At 72.9% G+C, this 17,751-nt stretch carries 18 protein-coding genes and 1 pseudogene; 14 read left to right on the top strand and 5 right to left on the bottom strand.

Annotation, left to right across the window (positions count from 1 at the left end):
* Positions 1–37 precede the first annotated feature (37 nt).
* The gene (locus tag ACIGW4_RS22385; protein WP_398714254.1) at positions 38–394 is read right to left on the bottom strand and encodes a hypothetical protein; all 357 of its coding nucleotides are present in this window, start codon (positions 392–394) and stop codon (positions 38–40) included.
* A 112-nt stretch (positions 395–506) separates the two neighbouring features.
* Here ACIGW4_RS22385 and ACIGW4_RS22390 point away from each other — a divergent pair, with 112 nt between their 5' ends.
* Positions 507–1,088, top strand: coding sequence for a hypothetical protein (locus ACIGW4_RS22390; RefSeq protein ID WP_399582467.1), 582 nt, complete (start codon positions 507–509; stop codon positions 1,086–1,088).
* A 101-nt stretch (positions 1,089–1,189) separates the two neighbouring features.
* On the opposite strand, the gene ACIGW4_RS22395 is transcribed toward ACIGW4_RS22390, so the two are convergent.
* Positions 1,190–2,086, bottom strand: a complete 897-nt coding sequence (locus ACIGW4_RS22395; protein WP_123459225.1) for an RNA polymerase sigma factor SigF — start codon at positions 2,084–2,086, stop codon at positions 1,190–1,192.
* 221 nt (positions 2,087–2,307) lie between these two features.
* Between ACIGW4_RS22395 and ACIGW4_RS22400 the strand changes: the two genes are divergently transcribed.
* The 6 genes from ACIGW4_RS22400 to ACIGW4_RS22425 all read left to right on the top strand — a co-directional run bounded on the left by ACIGW4_RS22400 (position 2,308) and on the right by ACIGW4_RS22425 (position 7,442).
* Positions 2,308–2,676, top strand: coding sequence for an STAS domain-containing protein (locus tag ACIGW4_RS22400; RefSeq protein WP_123459226.1), 369 nt, complete (start codon positions 2,308–2,310; stop codon positions 2,674–2,676).
* 90 nt (positions 2,677–2,766) lie between these two features.
* On the top strand, positions 2,767–3,186 hold the full coding sequence (locus ACIGW4_RS22405; RefSeq protein WP_123459227.1) for an ATP-binding protein: 420 nt from the start codon (positions 2,767–2,769) through the stop codon (positions 3,184–3,186).
* A 137-nt stretch (positions 3,187–3,323) separates the two neighbouring features.
* Positions 3,324–4,010, top strand: a complete 687-nt coding sequence (locus ACIGW4_RS22410) for a peptidase (RefSeq protein ID WP_398714268.1) — start codon at positions 3,324–3,326, stop codon at positions 4,008–4,010.
* On the top strand, positions 4,010–4,924 hold the full coding sequence (locus tag ACIGW4_RS22415; protein WP_398714249.1) for a hypothetical protein: 915 nt from the start codon (positions 4,010–4,012) through the stop codon (positions 4,922–4,924). Before ACIGW4_RS22410 ends, ACIGW4_RS22415 begins: the two co-directional genes overlap by 1 nt.
* Complete coding sequence (locus ACIGW4_RS22420; protein WP_399582469.1) at positions 4,921–5,979, top strand: hypothetical protein; 1,059 nt, start codon at positions 4,921–4,923, stop codon at positions 5,977–5,979. Before ACIGW4_RS22415 ends, ACIGW4_RS22420 begins: the two co-directional genes overlap by 4 nt.
* Before the next feature lie 14 nt (positions 5,980–5,993).
* Positions 5,994–7,442 (top strand): hypothetical protein, encoded by a 1,449-nt coding sequence (locus ACIGW4_RS22425; RefSeq protein WP_399582471.1) that lies wholly within the window; start codon positions 5,994–5,996, stop codon positions 7,440–7,442.
* Between the two features lie 63 nt (positions 7,443–7,505).
* On the opposite strand, the gene ACIGW4_RS22430 is transcribed toward ACIGW4_RS22425, so the two are convergent.
* Positions 7,506–9,023 carry a peptide MFS transporter gene (locus tag ACIGW4_RS22430; RefSeq protein ID WP_398714245.1) on the bottom strand — a complete coding sequence of 506 codons (1,518 nt, stop codon included), beginning with the start codon at positions 9,021–9,023 and terminating at the stop codon, positions 7,506–7,508.
* A gap of 426 nt (positions 9,024–9,449) precedes the next feature.
* On the opposite strand from ACIGW4_RS22430, the gene ACIGW4_RS22435 reads away from it, so the two are divergent.
* Together ACIGW4_RS22435 and ACIGW4_RS22440 are read left to right on the top strand one after the other, a co-directional pair.
* Entirely contained in the window at positions 9,450–10,127 is a 678-nt protein-coding gene (locus tag ACIGW4_RS22435; RefSeq protein ID WP_030690380.1) for a response regulator transcription factor, read from the top strand.
* Between the two features lie 33 nt (positions 10,128–10,160).
* Positions 10,161–11,432: an ATP-binding protein gene (locus ACIGW4_RS22440; RefSeq protein WP_123459232.1), complete on the top strand. Its 1,272-nt coding sequence runs from the start codon at positions 10,161–10,163 to the stop codon at positions 11,430–11,432.
* A gap of 26 nt (positions 11,433–11,458) precedes the next feature.
* On the opposite strand, the gene ACIGW4_RS22445 is transcribed toward ACIGW4_RS22440, so the two are convergent.
* The gene (locus tag ACIGW4_RS22445; RefSeq protein WP_123459233.1) at positions 11,459–11,974 is read right to left on the bottom strand and encodes a GtrA family protein; all 516 of its coding nucleotides are present in this window, start codon (positions 11,972–11,974) and stop codon (positions 11,459–11,461) included.
* A 218-nt stretch (positions 11,975–12,192) separates the two neighbouring features.
* Here ACIGW4_RS22445 and ACIGW4_RS22450 point away from each other — a divergent pair, with 218 nt between their 5' ends.
* The 4 genes from ACIGW4_RS22450 (at position 12,193) to ACIGW4_RS22465 (ending at position 16,124) form a co-directional block, all read left to right on the top strand.
* Positions 12,193–13,311 (top strand): 5-(carboxyamino)imidazole ribonucleotide synthase, encoded by a 1,119-nt coding sequence (locus tag ACIGW4_RS22450; RefSeq protein ID WP_260174867.1) that lies wholly within the window; start codon positions 12,193–12,195, stop codon positions 13,309–13,311.
* A gap of 19 nt (positions 13,312–13,330) precedes the next feature.
* Positions 13,331–13,828 (top strand): 5-(carboxyamino)imidazole ribonucleotide mutase, encoded by a 498-nt coding sequence (gene purE, locus ACIGW4_RS22455; protein ID WP_123459235.1) that lies wholly within the window; start codon positions 13,331–13,333, stop codon positions 13,826–13,828.
* Entirely contained in the window at positions 13,825–15,021 is a 1,197-nt protein-coding gene (locus ACIGW4_RS22460) for a dipeptidase (protein WP_399582475.1), read from the top strand. Before purE ends, ACIGW4_RS22460 begins: the two co-directional genes overlap by 4 nt.
* Positions 15,022–15,176: 155 nt before the next feature.
* The gene (locus ACIGW4_RS22465) at positions 15,177–16,124 is read left to right on the top strand and encodes a membrane dipeptidase (protein WP_399582477.1); all 948 of its coding nucleotides are present in this window, start codon (positions 15,177–15,179) and stop codon (positions 16,122–16,124) included.
* A gap of 56 nt (positions 16,125–16,180) precedes the next feature.
* Here ACIGW4_RS22465 and ACIGW4_RS22470 read toward each other — a convergent pair whose 3' ends face one another.
* Entirely contained in the window at positions 16,181–17,512 is a 1,332-nt protein-coding gene (locus ACIGW4_RS22470; RefSeq protein ID WP_123459238.1) for a UDP-glucose/GDP-mannose dehydrogenase family protein, read from the bottom strand.
* Between the two features lie 120 nt (positions 17,513–17,632).
* On the opposite strand from ACIGW4_RS22470, the pseudogene ACIGW4_RS22475 reads away from it, so the two are divergent.
* Positions 17,633–17,751, top strand: a pseudogene (locus tag ACIGW4_RS22475) (acyl-CoA dehydrogenase); the annotation flags it as partial.

The following is a 17,751-nucleotide window of genomic DNA, read 5'->3' on the forward strand; positions in this document are numbered from 1 at the left end:
AGGGGACCGCCCCCGAGGGGACCGCCCCGAGGGGCCGTCAGTGGAACTCGTGGACGACCTCGATCCCGCCCACGACGTGCGCGTTGAACTCGTCCAACTCCTCCGCCGGAACCCACAGTTCGAGAATCGTCCGTCCGCCCGCCCGCCGGACCGGATACCTGCGGAGGAACTCCGTGTCGACCTCGAACCGGGTGACGTACCCGGAGCCGTCGTGCTTCACGTTCCAGTCGCGTGCGATCCTCACCGCGTACTCCTCGTTCAGCACCGGATAGAAGATCGGCTGCTCCGGCAGCCGCGGCGGCCACGCACGCCAGCCCGACTCGCGGACGAGCTCCAGTTCGACGGGGCCGGTGGGGCGCCACAGGGTCGTCGTCGGACGGGGAGGGGCGGTCATGGCGGTTCGCTCTCTCTGCGCGGGGTCGGGGCCTGAACCGTAGCGGTGGCCCTGCGGGCGGGCACCTGAATTCCGTCGGTCGCCCGCCGTGTTCCGTGCGAGCCTGGGGCGCATGGGGAGCTCGCGGGCGTACGCCGTCTTCAGGACCGCCGACCTCGACGAGGCGTACGCGCGGGCGCGGCGGCTCGTCGCGCTGCTCGAGGACGTCGAGGACGAGGTGTACGTCGACGTCGAGGTCCGTACCGTCGGGGAGGCGCGGCGGATCGCGCGGCTGTTGCCGGGCGCGGCGGTCGACCCGGTGGAGACCGCGTACGACCCGGCGGGGGAGTACCCCGACCTCGACCTCGGCACGGCGGGCGACGACGAGATCCGCGCCGCACTCCCTCTCTGCCTCTCCGCCGAGCTGCCCGCGGCGAGCGTGGGGCCCGGGTTCGTCCGGTCCCTCGGGGACGGCCCCGCCGGCGTCGACCGGCACGGCCGGTGGCCGGACGATCCCGAGACGGGCGACCGCGGCTTCGGGAAGTACGACGGCGTGCAGCTCGTCCTGCACGGCGACGGGCCCCGGCTCGGGGCGTGGACCCCGCACCACACCGTCTTCCTGCACCTCGACAAGTGGGCCCGCCTCCCCCGCGCGCGGAAGCTCGCCGCCCGCGCCGGCTGCGAGGTCCTCGGGGACGCCCGGATCGGCTGGTAGCCCGGTCGGGGCCGGGCGTGACGGCGAGAAGGGCCCGTCCAGGATCCTCGGACCGTGGGCGGGCCCTTCCGGGGCCGTCTCGGAGGGCTCGGTGGCGGGGGTCACTCCTCCAGCGTCAGCCCGCGCCGCAGCCGGCCGAGGGTGCGGGAGAGCAGCCGGGACACGTGCATCTGCGAGATGCCGAGTTCCGCGCCGATCTCCGACTGGGTGAGGCCGGAGACGAAGCGGAGCGAGAGGATCTGCCGCTCGCGGAGGGGCAGCGAGGCGATCATCGGCTTGAGCGAGGCGATGTACTCGATGCCGGTGAGGCCGTGGTCCTCGTAGCCGAGCCGGTCGGCGAGCGCGGCCTCGCCGCCGGCGCCGTCCTCCTCGTCGGGCTGCGCGTCGAGCGAGGCCGCCGTGTAGGCGTTGCTGGCGGCCATGCCCTCGACGACCTCCTGCTGCTCGATGCCGAGCTCCTCGGCGAGTTCGGCGACGGTCGGGGCGCGGTCGAGGCGCTGGGCGAGCGCGTCACCGGCCCTGGCGAGGTCGAGCCGGAGCTCCTGGAGTCTGCGGGGCACGTGCACGGACCACGAGGTGTCGCGGAAGAAGCGCTTGATCTCGCCGATGATCGTCGGCATCGCGAAGGTCGGGAACTCGACGCCCCGGGTCAGTTCGAAGCGGTCGATCGCCTTGATCAGGCCGATGGTGCCGACCTGGACGATGTCCTCCATGGGCTCGCTGCGGGTGCCGAAGCGGGCGGCGGCGAACCTGACCAGGGCGAGGTTGAGTTCGACGAGGGTGTTGCGGACGTACGCGTGTTCATGGGTGCCCTCCTCCAGCTCGGAGAGCCGGGCGAAGAGCTGCTTCGACAGGGCACGGGCGTCGACCGGGGCGATCCGGTCGAGCGGCATGTCGTGCAGCCGGTCGGGCAGTTCGACGACAGGGGGGACGGGGTGCGGGGGGAGCGTTGCCGACGGCGCGTCGGGGGTACGCGGGGCGTCGAGCCGGGGTGACATGGGTCTCCTTCTGGTGCTTCTCGCTGCGGTTTGCGGCGCCTCCAAAGCCGGCCGGGTCGGACGTTCCCTTCTAGCCCTACCGGGTCGACCCGGATCGTTGCAAGTGGCAATAATCCTTTTCGTGTCGATATGAGAAGTACCTCGTGTGCATTGGAGGGCGTGCCGCTTGTAGGGTTCGAGGCACGTCAGTCGGCATCCGCGAGAGCGAAAGAGGCACGGCCATGGACCGCCAGCACATCGGCAGCGCGCCGCCCGCGCGACTGCGGGTCGAGGTCCGGGACGTGGCGGGGAGCACGCTCCTCACGCCCGTCGGTGAGCTCGATCACCACACCGCCGACCTGCTGCGCACGCCCCTGGACGAGGCCCTCGACGAGGGCAGCGCGCGGCTCGTCGTCGACTGCTCCGGCCTGGAGTTCTGCGACTCGACCGGGCTCAACGTGCTGCTCGGCGCCCGGCTGAGGGCGGACGCCGCCGGCGGCGGCGTCCATCTGGTGGCGATGACGTCCGCCGTGGCCCGCGTGTTCCACATCACGGGCGCGGACGCCGTCTTCACCGTCCATGAGACGCTCGCCACAGCCCTCCCGGACTGAGCCGCCACGCCGCACGACCGCTCGGCCACGCTCCGTGGCGCCCGTACATTCCCACTCCTCCGTCCCGTCGATAGGTGAGGTGAAGCGTTGATGGACCAAGCTTCCGACGTCCGTACGCTTGCCCTCGGCGAGACCAGCGGCACCGTGCCGCTCGCACGCGACTTCACACGGACGGCGCTCCACGAGTGGGGCTGGCTGCCGGCCGCCACCGCCGACCGCAGGGCCGCCGCCGAGGACGTCCTGCTCGTCGTCTCCGAGCTCGTCACCAACGCCTGTCTGCACGCCGAGGGGCCCGAGCGGCTGCGCGTCCTGCGGACGTCCCGGACGCTGCGCCTCGAAGTCACCGACCGCGGCGCCGGGCAGCCCGCCCCGCGCACCCCGCACCGGTCCGGGCGGCCGGGCGGGCACGGCATGTTCATCGTGCAGCGGCTCTGCCTGGACTGGGGCATCGAGCGCACCCCGGGATCCCCCGGCAAGACGGTCTGGGCCGAACTGGCCGCACCCGCGTAGGACTTCCTCCCCGCCGAGGACCTTCACAAGTTCGCCCGTTCCCCTGCCTTCCCTCCTCAAGGCCCCGGGCGTACCTTGACGGCCGATCTGAAAGACCGTCAGTTACGTTGCGGTGAGGGGTGCTCGGGGTGTCCAAGGTGCCGAACCGGAGGAGAACGGCCGCCGCGCTCACGGCGGCGGCCGCGGTGGCGGGCGCGACCGTGCTGGCCGGCGCGCCGGCCGCCCACGCGGTCGTCGTCGACGTGAACTACGCCTGCGAGACGAAGATCGGGCCCAAGAGCGCCGTCTCGCCCGTCGACATCAAGGCCGTGAAGAGCGGCAGCGGCTACACGGTCACCATGTCGTTCGACAAAGGGGTCTCCGACAGCCCGGTCGAACTCCCCAAGGGCGTCATGACCCCGCGCGCCGAACTCGTCCTCGGCGGGGACGCGAGCGGCACGGTGAAGGTCACGGGAACGCCGAACACGGCCGCCATCCCGCCCGACACCCCCATCAGGATCGGCACGCTGACCGGCACGTTCACCCCGAAGAAGAACGGCAAGGTCACCTTCACGGCGGGCACCCTCACCGTGCACGCCCTCGGCATGGACGCGGCCGTCTGCACACCGAAGAACAACCCGAAGCCGTCGCTGGAGCTCCAGGTCACGGGCGTCTCCGGCGGTTCCGACACCCCGCCGCCCGCCGGTGACGGCGGCGGCTCCGACGAGCAGCTGCCCAAGACCGGCCCGCTGGACTCCGCCCTGGCGCTCGGCACCCTCGGCGGCACCGTCCTGCTGACCGGCGCCGCCGGAGTCCTCTGGCTCACGCGGCGCACGGCACGCTGATGCGGACGGCGGACCGCGCCGGGCGGCGGGCGGCGGCACGCTGGGAACGGCGGGCGGCGGCGCACCCCCGTCGGCGTACGGAGGACCGCTCCGAGCACCGGACGGCCGCCCGCACCGGGCTCACGGCCGCCGTCGTCGCCCTCCTCGGCGCGGTCGCGGCGGCGCCGCCCGGCGCCGGGGAGTGGACGGCGGCACCCGCCGCCGGACGGCCGTACGCCTATCTGGAGGGCCCGGCGGGCAGCGTCCTCCAGGACACCCTCTCGGTCACCAACCCCGGCGCCGCACCCCTCACCGTCCGCCTCACCGGCCAGGGCGCCCCGGTGTCCTTCGCCGCCCGCACCGTGCGCGTGCCCGCCAGGACCCGGGCCGACGTGCCCTTCGCCGTGACCGTCACCGCGGACACCCCGCCCGGCGAACACCGCGGCACCGTCCGGGCCGCGGCCGCCGACCGGGAGGTCCGCGTCGACCTGCGGCTACGGGTCAGCGGACCGCGCCTCGCCGCGCTCACCGTCGAGGACGTCCACGTCGACGGGGCCACCGGCGACCTCCGCTACACCCTGGTCAACCGCGGCACCACGGTCCTCGCCCCACGCCTCGCGGTCCGTGCCGAGGGCCTCCTCGGCACCCTCCTCGACCGGCCGGACCGACCCCTGCCGCTCACCCTGCGCCCCGGCGAGCGGGCCACCCGGACCGAACCCTGGCCCGACCCGCCCGCCCTCGACTCCGTCACCGTCCGGCTGACGGCCACCGCACCGGGCGCCGCCCCCGCCACCGCCCGCGCCGAGGCCGCCTTCGCCTCGGGCCCGGCGCTGTCGGCAGCGGCCGGACTGCTCGTCGCGGCGGCGGCCGGAGCCGGATACGCGGTGCGACGGCGCGGAAAGTCCCGTACCCAGCCGGCGCCGGAGGCACCATGAGGACGATCCGTACGGCCGCCGCCCTCCTCACCGCCCTCGCCCTCGTCCTGCTGCCCACCGCCCCCGCGGCGACGGCGGCCCCGGGACCGGTGGTCGAGCTCTCCGAGGCGGAGGGCGGCAAGGGCGGCGAGATCACCGTCAGCGGCAGCGGCTGGAAACCCGGCGCGCTGCTCATGCTCCTGATCTGCGGCCAGGGCGCCCCCGGCAAGGGCGTCATCGGCGGCACCAACTCCTGCGCCAACGCCGAGGGCCGGGCCGCCACCGTCGACGCCAGGGGCGCGTTCAGCACGAAGCTCCCCGTCGCCGAACCGCCCAAGCCCTGCCCCTGCGTGGTGCACGTCGCCGGGGTCACCGGACAACAGGACGCCGTCGACAAGGAGTTCACGGTCGCCGGCCACCGCACCGCCCCGCTCCCGGAGCCCTCCGGCGACGGCCGCCTCGCCGTCCTCGCCGCCGTCCGGCTCGACGGCTCCAGCGGCCTCCTCGTCTGGTTCGGGGCGCCCCCGCGCCGCGAGGTCGTCTTCACCGTCGGCAACCTCGGCCCGGCCCCCGTCAAGGATCCCGTCTTCCAGGTCGGCACCAGCCACGGCGTCTTCGCCCCGCAGTACGAGGAACGCCAGTGGCGCGGCACCGTCGCCCCCGGCGAGAAGGCCCTGATCCGCCTCCCCGCCGAGCTCACCGCCGGCGCGCACGGCGACTACCAGGTCTCCGTGAAGTACGGGGGCAAGGTCCTCGTCGAGCAGCCCTGGGGCGTCGGCAGGCCCTGGGGCGTGACCCTCTTCTGGGTGCTCCTCGCCGTCGTGGTGCCCGCCGCGCTGTTCCGGATCGGCATGGCCGTGGTCGACCGCGCGCGGCCCGCTTCCGGGGCCGGCCGGGCCCCGGGCCCCCGGGCCCGGACGGGGCCGCGCCCGCGGCGCCGCGCCCCGGCCCGTACACCCGCTTCCGCCCCCGCACCGGGGGACGGGGAGACGACCGCGGCCCTGCCGTGGTTCAGCCCTGACTCCGCACCGTCAGCGCCAGAGAGCAGCAGCCCGACGACGAAGGGACAGGTGTGAGTACGCAACGGAGGATGAGCGCGGCCGGAGTCGCGCTGATGCTCGGCGGCGCGGGGATCCTGTACGCCGCCGGTCCCGCCCAGGCCGCCGAGGTGGGTTACGCGACGGAGTGCGTCCCGCCGTCGATCTCGGGCCTTCCGCCCGTGCAGGGCACGACGAAGGTGCTGATCACCGCGCCGGCGGAGGCCAAGGTCGGCGACGAGGTCGAGATCGTCTGGAAGACGGTCCAGGCCGCCTCGAAGAACCCCGACGTGCTCGACCTCGACAAGGACACCGTGAAGCCGACCGGCGTCCTCACGGTGGGCGGCGCGGGGAGCGGCACCGTCGCGATGGAGGGGCCGCGGCAGAACCCGCCGATCCCCAAGAACAGCCCGATGGTCCTGCCCGACATGAAGGGGAAGCTGAAGCTGGACAAGGCGGGCGAGATCACGCTGACGCCCGGCAAGTACACGATCAACGTCTCCAAGCCCCTGTCGACGGACACCAAGTGCTCCCCGAAGGAGACGGTGCCGGTCGGCGCGACGATCAAGGTCACGGACGGCTCCTCGACCTCCGGCGGCGGTACGACGACGTCGGGCGGCACCACCACGTCCGGTGGTTCGACGACCTCGGGCGGCTCCTCGACCTCGGGCGGTACGACCACCTCGGGCGGTACGACGACGTCCGGCGGCTCGACCACCACGTCGGGCGGTACGACCACCACGTCCGGTGGTACGGGTTCGGCGTCCGGCGGTACGGGTTCGACGGCGGGTGGCGCCACCGCCACCGGAGGCGACACCGGTGGAAGCTCCGGCGGCTCCGGCGGGCGGACCGACTTCCCCGGCAAGCAGGTCGCGGTCCAGTTCTCCTGCCAGCCCCCCGGCCCCGCCTCGATCGCCTCCAAGGTGACGATCGACGCCAGGAAGAACGGCAACGGCTACGACCTCACGGTCAAGACCGCCAAGGGCGTCATGAACAGCCCGGCGGCCCTGCCCGCCGGCGCCCTCAAGCCGTCCATGGCGGTCGCGCTCGGCGGCGCCGACAGCGGAACGGTGAAGGTCACCGGCCCCGCCAACGCCGCCCCCCTCGAAGCGGGCAAGCCGGTCGACCTGTCCGACATGAAGGGCACCTACACGCCGGGGGCGACGGGCAGGTCCACCCTCAGCCCCGGGGCGCTCACCATCAGCGTCTCGCTCGGCGGCTCGCCGATCGTCATCCCCTGCCAGGTCAAGGGCGCCGTCCAGGCCTCCCTGACGCTGGACACCAGCAAGCAGGCCGGCGGCGCCTCCGGCGGCTCCGACGGCGGGACGGGCACGAGCGCCGCCTCGGGCTCCGGGTCCGGCGGCTCCGACGGCGGCAGCCTCGCCCACACCGGCGCCGAGAACGACGGCGCCCTGCGCGCCCTCGCCCTCGTCGCGGGCACGATCGTCCTCGTCGGCGGCGCGGTCTTCACCTTCACTCCCTGGGCGCGCCTCAGGCGGTGAGGAACGACGGAGGGCCCGTCGCACCGGTGCGGTGCGACGGGCCCTCCGTGCGGGCGGGTGACGTCAGTGGACGTCGCCCATGAGCGCCCGGACCTTCTTGCGGTACATGAAGATCGCGAAGGCGGCGAGGGTGGCGGCCGCCGCCTCCAGGGCGATGATGCCCGTGCCGTTCAGGTCCACGCCCGCGAGGGAGAGCAGACCCGTGGTGCAGTCGCCGGCGGTGACGGCGAGGAAGAAGACGCCCAGCATCTGCGAGGCGTACTTCTGCGGGGCCATCTTCGTGGTCAGCGACAGGCCGACCGGGGACAGGCACAGCTCGGCGATGGTCTGGATCATGTAGATGCCGACCAGCCACATCGGGCTGACCTTGCCGTCGCCGGCCAGGCCGATCGGGGCGAGGAACACGAAGAACGAGATGCCGATGCCGAGGAGGCCCAGCGAGAACTTCACGATCGTGCTCGGCTCCTGGTTGCGGCGGGCGAGCCACAGCCACAGCCAGGCGAAGACCGGGGCCAGCGCCATGACGAACAGCGGGTTCAGCGACTGGAACCAGGTGGCCGGGAAGCTGAGCGGACCGATGTGGTCGGCGGTCTTGCTGTCCGCGAAGAGGGACAGGGTCGAGCCGCCCTGGTCGTAGATCATCCAGAAGACGGCCGCGGCCACGAAGAACCAGATGTAACCGGAGACCTTCGACTGCTCGGTCTGGGTCAGGTCCTTGTCGCGCTTGATGCGGACGATCACGGCGATCGGGATGATCAGGCCGGCGAGGGTGATCGGAACCAGCGCCCAGTTCAGGGTGTACACGCCGGCGGCGACGACGATGCCGTAGAAGACGGCGACGGCGACGACCGTGAGGCACACCTTCACCAGGATCGCCTTGCGCTCCGCGGCGTCGAGCGGGTTCGGGACGACGCTGCTCTTCTCGTTCAGGTGGCGGCTGCCGTACAGGAACTGGCCCAGGCCCAGGGCCATGCCGACGGCCGCGAGCAGGAAGCCCAGGTGCCAGTTGTAGTTCTCGCCGACGGTGCCGATGACCAGCGGGGCGAGGAAGGCGCCGAGGTTGATGCCGACGTAGAAGAGCGTGAAGCCGCCGTCACGGCGCGGGTCGTCCGGGCCGTCGTAGAGGTGGCCGACCATCGTGGAGATGTTGGCCTTGAGCAGACCGGAGCCGGCGGCGACCAGCGCCAGGCCGACGAAGAACATCGCCTGACCGGGGATGGCCAGCGAGGCGTGACCGGCCATGATCACGAAACCGGCGATGGTGACGGTCTTGCGGGCGCCCCAGACGCGGTCGCCGAACCAGCCGCCGGGCATGGCCATCAGGTAGACCATCGAGACGTACACCGAGTAGATGGCCGTCGACGTGGCCGCCGTCATGGCGAGGCCGCCACCCTGGCTGCCGGTCGCCGCGTCCGCGCCGCCGGAGACCAGGTACAGAACGAGAAGGGCCCGCATGCCGTAGTAGGAGAAGCGCTCCCACATCTCGGTCATGAAGAGGGTGGCCAGACCACGGGGGTGGCCGAAGAACGTCTTCCCGGAACCAGAGGTTCCGTTCGAAGCCGTCGTCAGGCTGGACGCCATGTCGATCCTTGCTCTGTCGGGACGCACGCCTTGTGAGCGTGATGCGCCCGGTGGGGGAGGCCGGCACCGGCGGGGTCGAGTGACTCCACCGGGATCCACGCCCCGACAGACGCGTGTACACGTCCAGGGACCCGGCCCACAGGTCATTCACCGTCTCCAGGCTCGGCCGCGCCGACCCTACGCAGAAAGAGGACCTTGGCGCGCGAAGCTGGCCAAAGGTCCCCGATTACCGCTACTGACGTATCGCCACCATACGACACGACAGGGTCGGATATGGAAGGACTTGAGAGATGGATCACAGGTGACCAGGGAACCGTACGCGATCTTTCGAAGGTCATCTGCTGGATGCCCACAAGATCCCCAGGGGTCGTTCGGGCCCGGTGGATCCCGCCCCGGCCCGGGCGCCGTGCGGACTACCATCACCCCATGACCCGTGTACTGCTCGCCGAGGACGACGCATCCATCTCGGAACCGCTGGCCCGCGCCCTGCGGAGAGAGGGGTACGAGGTCGAGGTCCGCGAGGACGGCCCCACCGCCCTCGACGCCGGCCTCCAGGGCGGGGTCGACCTGGTCGTGCTCGACCTGGGCCTGCCCGGCATGGACGGCCTGGAGGTCGCCCGCCGGCTGCGCGCCGAGGGCCACACGGTCCCGATCCTGGTCCTCACCGCCCGCGCGGACGAGGTCGACACCGTCGTCGGGCTCGACGCGGGCGCCGACGACTACGTCACCAAGCCCTTCCGGCTCGCCGAGCTCCTCGCCCGCGTCCGGGCCCTGCTCCGGCGCGGCTCCACCGAGCCCGCCGTCGCCCCCGCGACCCACGGCGTCCGGATCGACGTCGAGTCGCACCGGGCCTGGATGGGCGACGAGGAGCTCCAGCTCACCGCGAAGGAGTTCGACCTCCTCCGCGTCCTGGTCCGGGACGCCGGCCGGGTCGTCACCCGCGACCAGCTGATGCGCGAGGTCTGGGACACCACCTGGTGGTCCTCCACCAAGACCCTCGACATGCACATCTCCTGGCTGCGCAAGAAGCTCGGCGACGACGCGGCGAACCCCCGCTACATCGCCACGGTCCGAGGAGTCGGCTTCCGCTTCGAGAAGAGTTAGCCCGCCCTCCCCGACCCCGCCCCCGGAGGGCCCGTGCGCCGCCGCCTGATCAACTCCACCCTCGCCGTCGTCCTCGTCGTCATCGCGGTCTTCGGCGTCTCCCTGGTCGCCGTCGAGACCCGCACGATCTCCAGCAGCGCCCAGGAGCGGGTGGACTCGGAGGCGCTGAGGCTCGTCTCCATCGTCGACAGCCGGCTCATCGGCGGCGAGCCGGTCAACCCGGACATCCTCGCCGAGCAGGGCGGCGCCAAGCGGTACGCCCGGATCGGCATCCCCGGCCGCGACGCCATCGAGATCGGCACCCGTCCCGACGGCGAGGTCATCCGGGGCACCGCCCGCGGCGAGCGCGGCGAGACCGTGGTCGTCGAGGAGTCCCGCTCGGCGGTGACCGCCGAGGTCGGCCGCACCCTGCTGATCATCGGCGCGGTGGCCCTGCTCGCGGTCGTCGCCGCCGTCCTCCTCGCCGTGCGGCAGGCGAACAAGCTGGCGTCCCCGCTCACGGACCTCGCCGAGACCGCCGAGCGGCTCGGCTCCGGCGACCCGCGGCCCCGGCACAAGCGGTACGGGGTGCCCGAGCTGGACCGGGTCGCGGACGTCCTCGACGCCTCCGCCGAGCGCATCGCCCGGATGCTCACCGCCGAGCGCCGGCTCGCCGCCGACGCCTCCCACCAGCTCCGCACGCCCCTCACCGCGCTCTCCATGCGCCTGGAGGAGGTCTCCATGGCCGACGACCTCGGCACGGTCAGGGAGGAGGCGACGATCGCGCTCACGCAGGTCGAGCGGCTCACCGACGTCGTCGAGCGGCTCCTCACCAACGCCCGGGACCCGCGCACCGGCTCCGCCGTCGCCTTCGACCTCGACGAGGTCGTCAAGCAGCAGATCGAGGAGTGGCGCCCGGCCTACCGCAGCGCGGGACGGGCCATCGTGCACTCCGGCAAGCAGGGCATGCGGGCGGTCGGCACCCCGGGCGCGGTCGCCCAGGTCCTCGCCGCGCTGATCGAGAACTCGCTCATGCACGGCGGCGGCACGGTCGCCCTGCGCACCCGCGTCACCGGCAACCAGTCGGTGATCGAGGTCACCGACGAGGGCCCGGGCGTCCCCGCCGACCTCGGCGCGCGGATCTTCGAACGGGCGGTGAGCGGGCGGAGCTCGACGGGGATCGGCCTGGCGGTGGCCCGGGACCTGGCGGAGGCGGACGGCGGCCGTCTGGAGCTGCTCCAGCAGCAGCCGCCGGTCTTCGCGCTCTTCCTGAGCCGCGAGGTCAGAAGCGTCACGGCGGAGCCGCAGGAGCGCCCCGTGCGGTAGGCCCCCGCCGGAAGGCCCGGTCGGACTCAGACGTGGTCGGGCTGCCTGCGGACGGCCTGCCGGGGGGCCTTGTCCAGGAACGATTCGGCGGTCTGCACGGCCTCCTTCGCCGGCAGCGCGCGGAACACCCACGTGCGGTACGACCAGAAGCGGAACAGGGTCGCGACGCCGATGCCGAAGAACTTGAAGAAGTTGCTCTGCAGCGGGGTGTCCCAGCCGAAGCCGTACGTCGCCGCGTACAGCAGACCGTTCTGGATCACCAGGCCGACCAGGCTGAAGAGGAGGAAGAGCGCCAGCTCCTTGGTGCGGCTGCTCTTGTCCCGGTCCCGGTAGGTGAAGTACCGGAAGCCGAGGTAGTTGAACACGATCGCCACCACGGTGGCGACGATGCTCGCCCGCACGACCGGAAGCTCCGAGAAGTGACGGACGAGGTTGAAGACGCCGAGGTCGACCAGGACGCCGACGGCCCCCACGGCTCCGAACTTGGCGACCTCGCGGACGAGCCCCTCGAGTCGCATACGCAGTGCGCCGGGTTCACTCATGGTGATCGCTGTGTCCGTCCGTCCGGATGACGTCCGGGCGACGTCAACCCATCCATGCTAACCAGGGCCCCTGTCACCCGCCCGGGTAGCTCGCAAAGCTGTGGACAACCCGTTTCCCAGGCCTCTCCTACCCCCTGGACGTTGTGCCAAAGCACAGCCGGACGAGTGTTCCCCGATGGTGCGGATACCCTAAGAGGGTGACGTTCCCCGTAGTAGGCATGGTCGGAGGCGGGCAGCTCGCCCGTATGACCCACGAGGCGGGTATCCCCCTCGGCATCAAGTTCAAGCTCCTCAGCGACACCCCGCAGGACTCCGCGGCCCAGGTGGTGAGCGAGGTCGTCCTCGGCGACTACCGCGACCTGGACACGCTGCGTGACTTCGCGCGCGGCTGCGACGTGATCACCTTCGATCACGAGCACGTGCCCGCGGAGCACCTGGCGGCCCTGGAGGCGGACGGCGTCGTCATCCGCCCCGGCCGCGAGGCCCTCGTGCACGCGCAGGACAAGGGGGTGATGCGCGCGAAGCTCGACGAGATCGGCGCGCCCAGCCCCCGGCACCGCATCGTCGCCGATCCGGCCGACGCCGCGGCCTTCGCGGCCGAGGTCGGCGGCTTCCCGATCATCCTGAAGACCGTGCGCGGCGGTTACGACGGCAAGGGCGTCTGGTTCGTCCGCACGCCCGAGGACGCCCACGACCCCTTCCGCGCCGGGGTCCCGGTCCTCGCCGAGGAGAAGGTCGACTTCGTCCGCGAGCTCGCGGCGAACATCGTCCGCTCCCCGCACGGCCAGGCCGTCGCCTACCCCGTCGTCGAGTCCCGCCAGGTCGACGGCGTCTGCGACACGGTCATCGCGCCCGCGCCCGGCCTCGACGAGGAGCTCGCGGGGCAGGCGCAGGAGCTGGCCCTCCGGATCGCCAAGGAGCTGGGCGTCGTCGGCCACCTCGCCGTCGAGCTGTTCCAGACCAAGGACGGCCGCATCCTCGTCAACGAACTGGCGATGCGCCCGCACAACTCCGGCCACTGGACCCAGGACGGGGCGATCACCTCGCAGTTCGCCAACCACGTCCGGGCGGTTCTCGACCTGCCCCTCGGCGATCCGCGCCCGCGCGCGCCGTGGACCGTGATGTGCAATGTCCTGGGCGGCGACTACCCGGACATGTACTCCGCGTACCTGCACTGCATGGCCAGGGACCCGCAGCTCAAGATCCACATGTACGGCAAGGACGTGAAGCCCGGTCGCAAGGTGGGCCACGTCAACACCTACGGCGACGACCTCGACGACGTGCTGGAGCGCGCCCGTCACGCCGCCGGCTATCTGCGAGGAACGATCGTTGAGTAATCCGCTCATTGGCATCGTCATGGGGTCCGACTCCGACTGGCCCGTGATGGAGGCCGCGGCGCAGGCCCTGGACGAGTTCGAGATCCCGTACGAGGTCGACGTCGTCTCCGCGCACCGGATGCCGCGCGAGATGATCGCGTACGGCGAGGAGGCCGCGGGCCGCGGGCTCAAGGCGATCATCGCGGGCGCCGGCGGCGCCGCCCACCTCCCGGGCATGCTCGCCTCCGTCACCCCGCTGCCCGTCATCGGCGTGCCGGTGCCGCTGAAGTACCTCGACGGCATGGACTCGCTGCTCTCCATCGTGCAGATGCCGGCCGGCGTCCCCGTCGCCACGGTCTCCGTCGCCGGCGCGCGCAACGCGGGCCTGCTCGCGGTCCGGATGCTCGCCGCGCACGACCCCGAGCTGCTCGCCCGGATGACCGAGTTCCAGCAGGAGCTCAACGACCAGGCCACCGAGAAGGGCAAGCGTCTGCGGGCCAAGGTCGAGGGCGCGGAGTCCTTCGGCTTCGCCAGGTGAGCGCGGCCGACCGTCTGGAGGAGGCCCGCGAGCTGCTCGCGGGCCACCCCGTCGTCGACGGCCACAACGACCTCCCGTGGGCGCTGCGCGAGCACGTGCGCTACGACCTGGACCGGATGGACATCGGCGCGGACCAGACCGGCGCGCTCCACACCGACCTCGCCCGGCTGCGGGCCGGCGGCGTCGGCGCCCAGTTCTGGTCGGTGTACGTGCCCTGCCGGCTGGCCGGGGACGACGCGGTCAGCGCGACCCTGGAGCAGATCGACGTCGTCGACCAGCTCCTCGACCGGTACGCCGCGGACCTCGCCCCCGCCCTCACGGCGGACGACATGGAGGCGGCCCGGAAGCAGGGCCGCATCGCCTCCCTCAAGGGCGCCGAGGGCGGCCACTCGATCAACAACTCCCTCGCCACCCTGCGCGCGCTGCACGCCCTCGGCGTGCGCTACATGACGCTCACGCACAACGACAACAACGACTGGGCGGACTCGGCGACCGACGAGCCCGGCGTCGGCGGGCTCTCCGCCTTCGGCCGGCAGGTCGTCCGCGAGATGAACCGCTCCGGCATGCTCGTCGACCTCTCGCACGTCGCCGCGACGACGATGCGGGACGCCCTCGACGCCACGGCGGCGCCGGTGATCTTCTCGCACTCCTCGGCCCGCGCGGTCTGCGACCACCCGCGGAACGTCCCGGACGACGTCCTGGAGCGGCTGCCCGCGAACGGCGGCGTCGCGATGGCCACCTTCGTGCCCAAGTTCATCCTCCCCGCGGCCGTCGAGTGGACCGCGCGGGCGGACGACAACCTCCGGGCGCACGGCTTCGACCACCTCGACACCACCGCCGAGGCGATGCGGCTGCACCGCGCCTTCGAGGAGGCGAACCCCCGCCCGATCGCCACCGCCGCCACGGTCGCCGACCACCTCGACCACATGCGCGAGGCCGCCGGCATCGACCACATCGGCATCGGCGGCGACTACGACGGCACGGCCTTCACCCCGGCCGGCCTCGACGACGTCGCCGGCTACCCGAACCTGATCGCGGAGCTCCTGCACCGCGGCTGGTCCCGCCCGGACCTGGCCAAGCTGACCTGGTCCAACGCGGTCCGCGCCCTGCGGGACGCGGAAGCGGTCTCCCGCGACCTGAAGGCCCGCACGGCCCCGTCGAACGCGACGATCGAGACGCTCGACGCGCCGTAGGCCCGTCCGACGGGACCGGGGCCGGGCAGGCCCCGGCCCCTCACCCGGACGGTCCAGCCCACCGAGCCCCCCGAGGGGGCCGGTGGCACGGTGGACGGTGCTGCCCCGCCGCGCTCGGCGGGGCGGTACTGCATCGCCGAGTCCGGAGTCGCACCATGGCGGAACTGCTAGACGACCATCCCACCCTCTCCACCGTCCCTCCCGCCGCCGGCGTGACCACGCCCCCGGACCCGTCCCCGCCGCTCGACGGGGCGGCTTCCCCGCCGCTCGACGAGACGGCCCGGGCCCGCGCCCTGCTGGCCGCCCAGCCCGTCACCGAGGGGCACACCGAGCTCCCCGAGTCCCTCGACCCCGAGGACCTGCCGCCCGTCCGCGCCCGCGAGACCGGGGCCCAGCTCTGGTCCCTGCACGTCGAGGCGGACGAGGGCGTCGTCGGGACCCTGCGGCGTATCGACTCCGTCCGCGCCCTCGTCGCCACCTGCCCCGAGGACCTGCGCCTCGCGTACACCTCCTCCGAGCTGGCCGACGCCCGCAACTGCGGCCGCGTCGCCGCCCTGCTCGGCCCGGTGGGCTGGACGGCGCTCGGCGGCTCGGCCGCCACCCTGCGGGCCTACCACGCCCTGGGCGTCCGGGCCGTGAGCCTCACCTGCTTCGACCGCTTCGCCCGCGACGCCGTACGGGAGATGAACCGCATCGGCCTGGCCGTGGACCTCTCCGGCGCCGACCCGAACACGGTCCGCAGCGCCCTCGCGGTCACCCGCGCCCCCGCCCTGCTGACCAGGGCGGCCCCGGAGGCCCTGCCGGACGACGTCCTGCGTCTCCTCGGCGGGAACGGCGCCGTCCTCATGGTCACCGTCACCGAGGACTCGGCGGCCACCGCCGACGCCCTCGACCGGGTACGGGAGGGGGCGGGCCCGCAGTGCGTCGGCGTCTCCGGCACCACCGCCCCGGCCGTCGGCTACGTGCCGCTCTTCGCCGAGCTGCTCCGCCGGGGCTGGACCGCGCAGGAACTGGTCGGCCTCGCCCACGCCAACGCCAGCCGGGCGCTGCGGGAGACGGAGTTCCTCTCCCGGACGAACCGGATCAGGCGGGCGGCGGCCTGAGGCGTACGGGAGGGGGGCGCACCGCCCGGCGGTGCGCCCCCTCCTCGTCCCGTCCGTCAGGCGGTCGGGCGGCCCATCGCCCGGTACGTCCAGCCGGCCGCCCGCCACCGCTCCCCGTCGAGGGCGTTGCGGCCGTCGAGGACCACCCGCGTCGAGACGACCCCGGCCAGCTCCGCCGGGTCGAGCTCGCGGAACTCGCGCCACTCGGTCAGGTGCAGCACCACGTCCGCCCCGCGCACCGCCTCCAGGGCGGAGGAGGCGTAGCCGAGGGTCGGGAAGACGCGGCGGGCGTTCTCCATGCCCTTCGGGTCGTAGACGGTCACCTGACCGCCCTGGAGGTGTATCTGACCGGCCACGTTCAGGGCGGGGGAGTCGCGGACGTCGTCCGAGTCCGGCTTGAAGGTGGCGCCGAGCACGGCGACCCGGCGGCCCAGGAAGGTGGAGCCGCCGAGGGCCTCGCGGGCCATCTCGACCATCTGACCGCGCCGCCGCATGTTGATCGAGTCGATCTCGCGGAGGAAGGTCAGGGCCTGGTCGGCGCCCAGCTCGCCCGCGCGGGCCATGAAGGCCCGGATGTCCTTGGGGAGGCAGCCGCCGCCGAAGCCGATGCCGGCGCGCAGGAACTTGGCGCCGATCCGGTCGTCGTGGCCGATGGCCTCCGCGAGCTTGGCGACGTCGCCGCCGGCGGCCTCGCAGACCTCCGCCATCGCGTTGATGAAGGAGATCTTCGTGGCCAGGAAGGAGTTGGCGGCCGTCTTCACGAGCTCGGCCGTCGGGAAGTCGGTCACCACGAACGGCGAGCCCTCGCCGACGGGGACCGCGTACACCTCGCGGAGCGTCTTCTCGGCCCGCTCGCCGGAGCCGTGCACGCCGATCACGATCCGGTCCGGGTGCAGGGTGTCCTGGACGGCGAAGCCCTCCCGCAGGAACTCGGGGTTCCAGGCGAGGTCGACGCCCTCGGGCAGCAGGGCGGCGAGGCGCTCGGCCGAGCCGACCGGCACGGTCGACTTGCCGACGACCAGGGCCCCGTCGCGGACGACGCCGGCGAGGGAGGCGAAGGCGGCGTCGACGTAGCTCATGTCACAGGCGTACTCGCCGTGCTTCTGCGGGGTGTTCACGCAGACGAAGTGCACGTCGCCGAAGGCGCCGACCTCCTCCCAGGAGGTGGTGAAGCGCAGCCGGCCGCTCGACCCCTCGATGCCGGCCACGTGCTTCGCGAGCAGCTCCTCCAGGCCGGGCTCGTACATCGGGACGCGTCCGGCGGACAGCATCTCGATCTTCTCGGGGACGACGTCCAGGCCGAGCACCTCGAAGCCCAGCTCCGCCATGGCCGCGGCGTGGGTGGCGCCGAGGTAGCCGGTGCCGATCACGGTGATCTTGAGGGCCATGCGGGTCTCCAGGGAACGTCGGGCGGAATGCCTGCCCGAGCATAGTCGGGCCCTGGTCCGGGGCCCGGTCACGCCCTACCATTTGGGTTACTTAACGGTAGTTAGCAAGCGTGGGAGTGAATGAGCGTGGCGGGTTCGACTGATTTCGACCTGTATCGGCCCTCGGAGGAGCACGACATGCTCCGGGAGTCGGTGCGTGCCCTCGCGGAGGCGAAGATCGCCCCGTTCGCGGCGGCGGT

Source organism: Streptomyces sp. NPDC053513 (genome assembly GCF_044544765.1).
Classification (GTDB): domain Bacteria; phylum Actinomycetota; class Actinomycetes; order Streptomycetales; family Streptomycetaceae; genus Streptomyces; species Streptomyces litmocidini.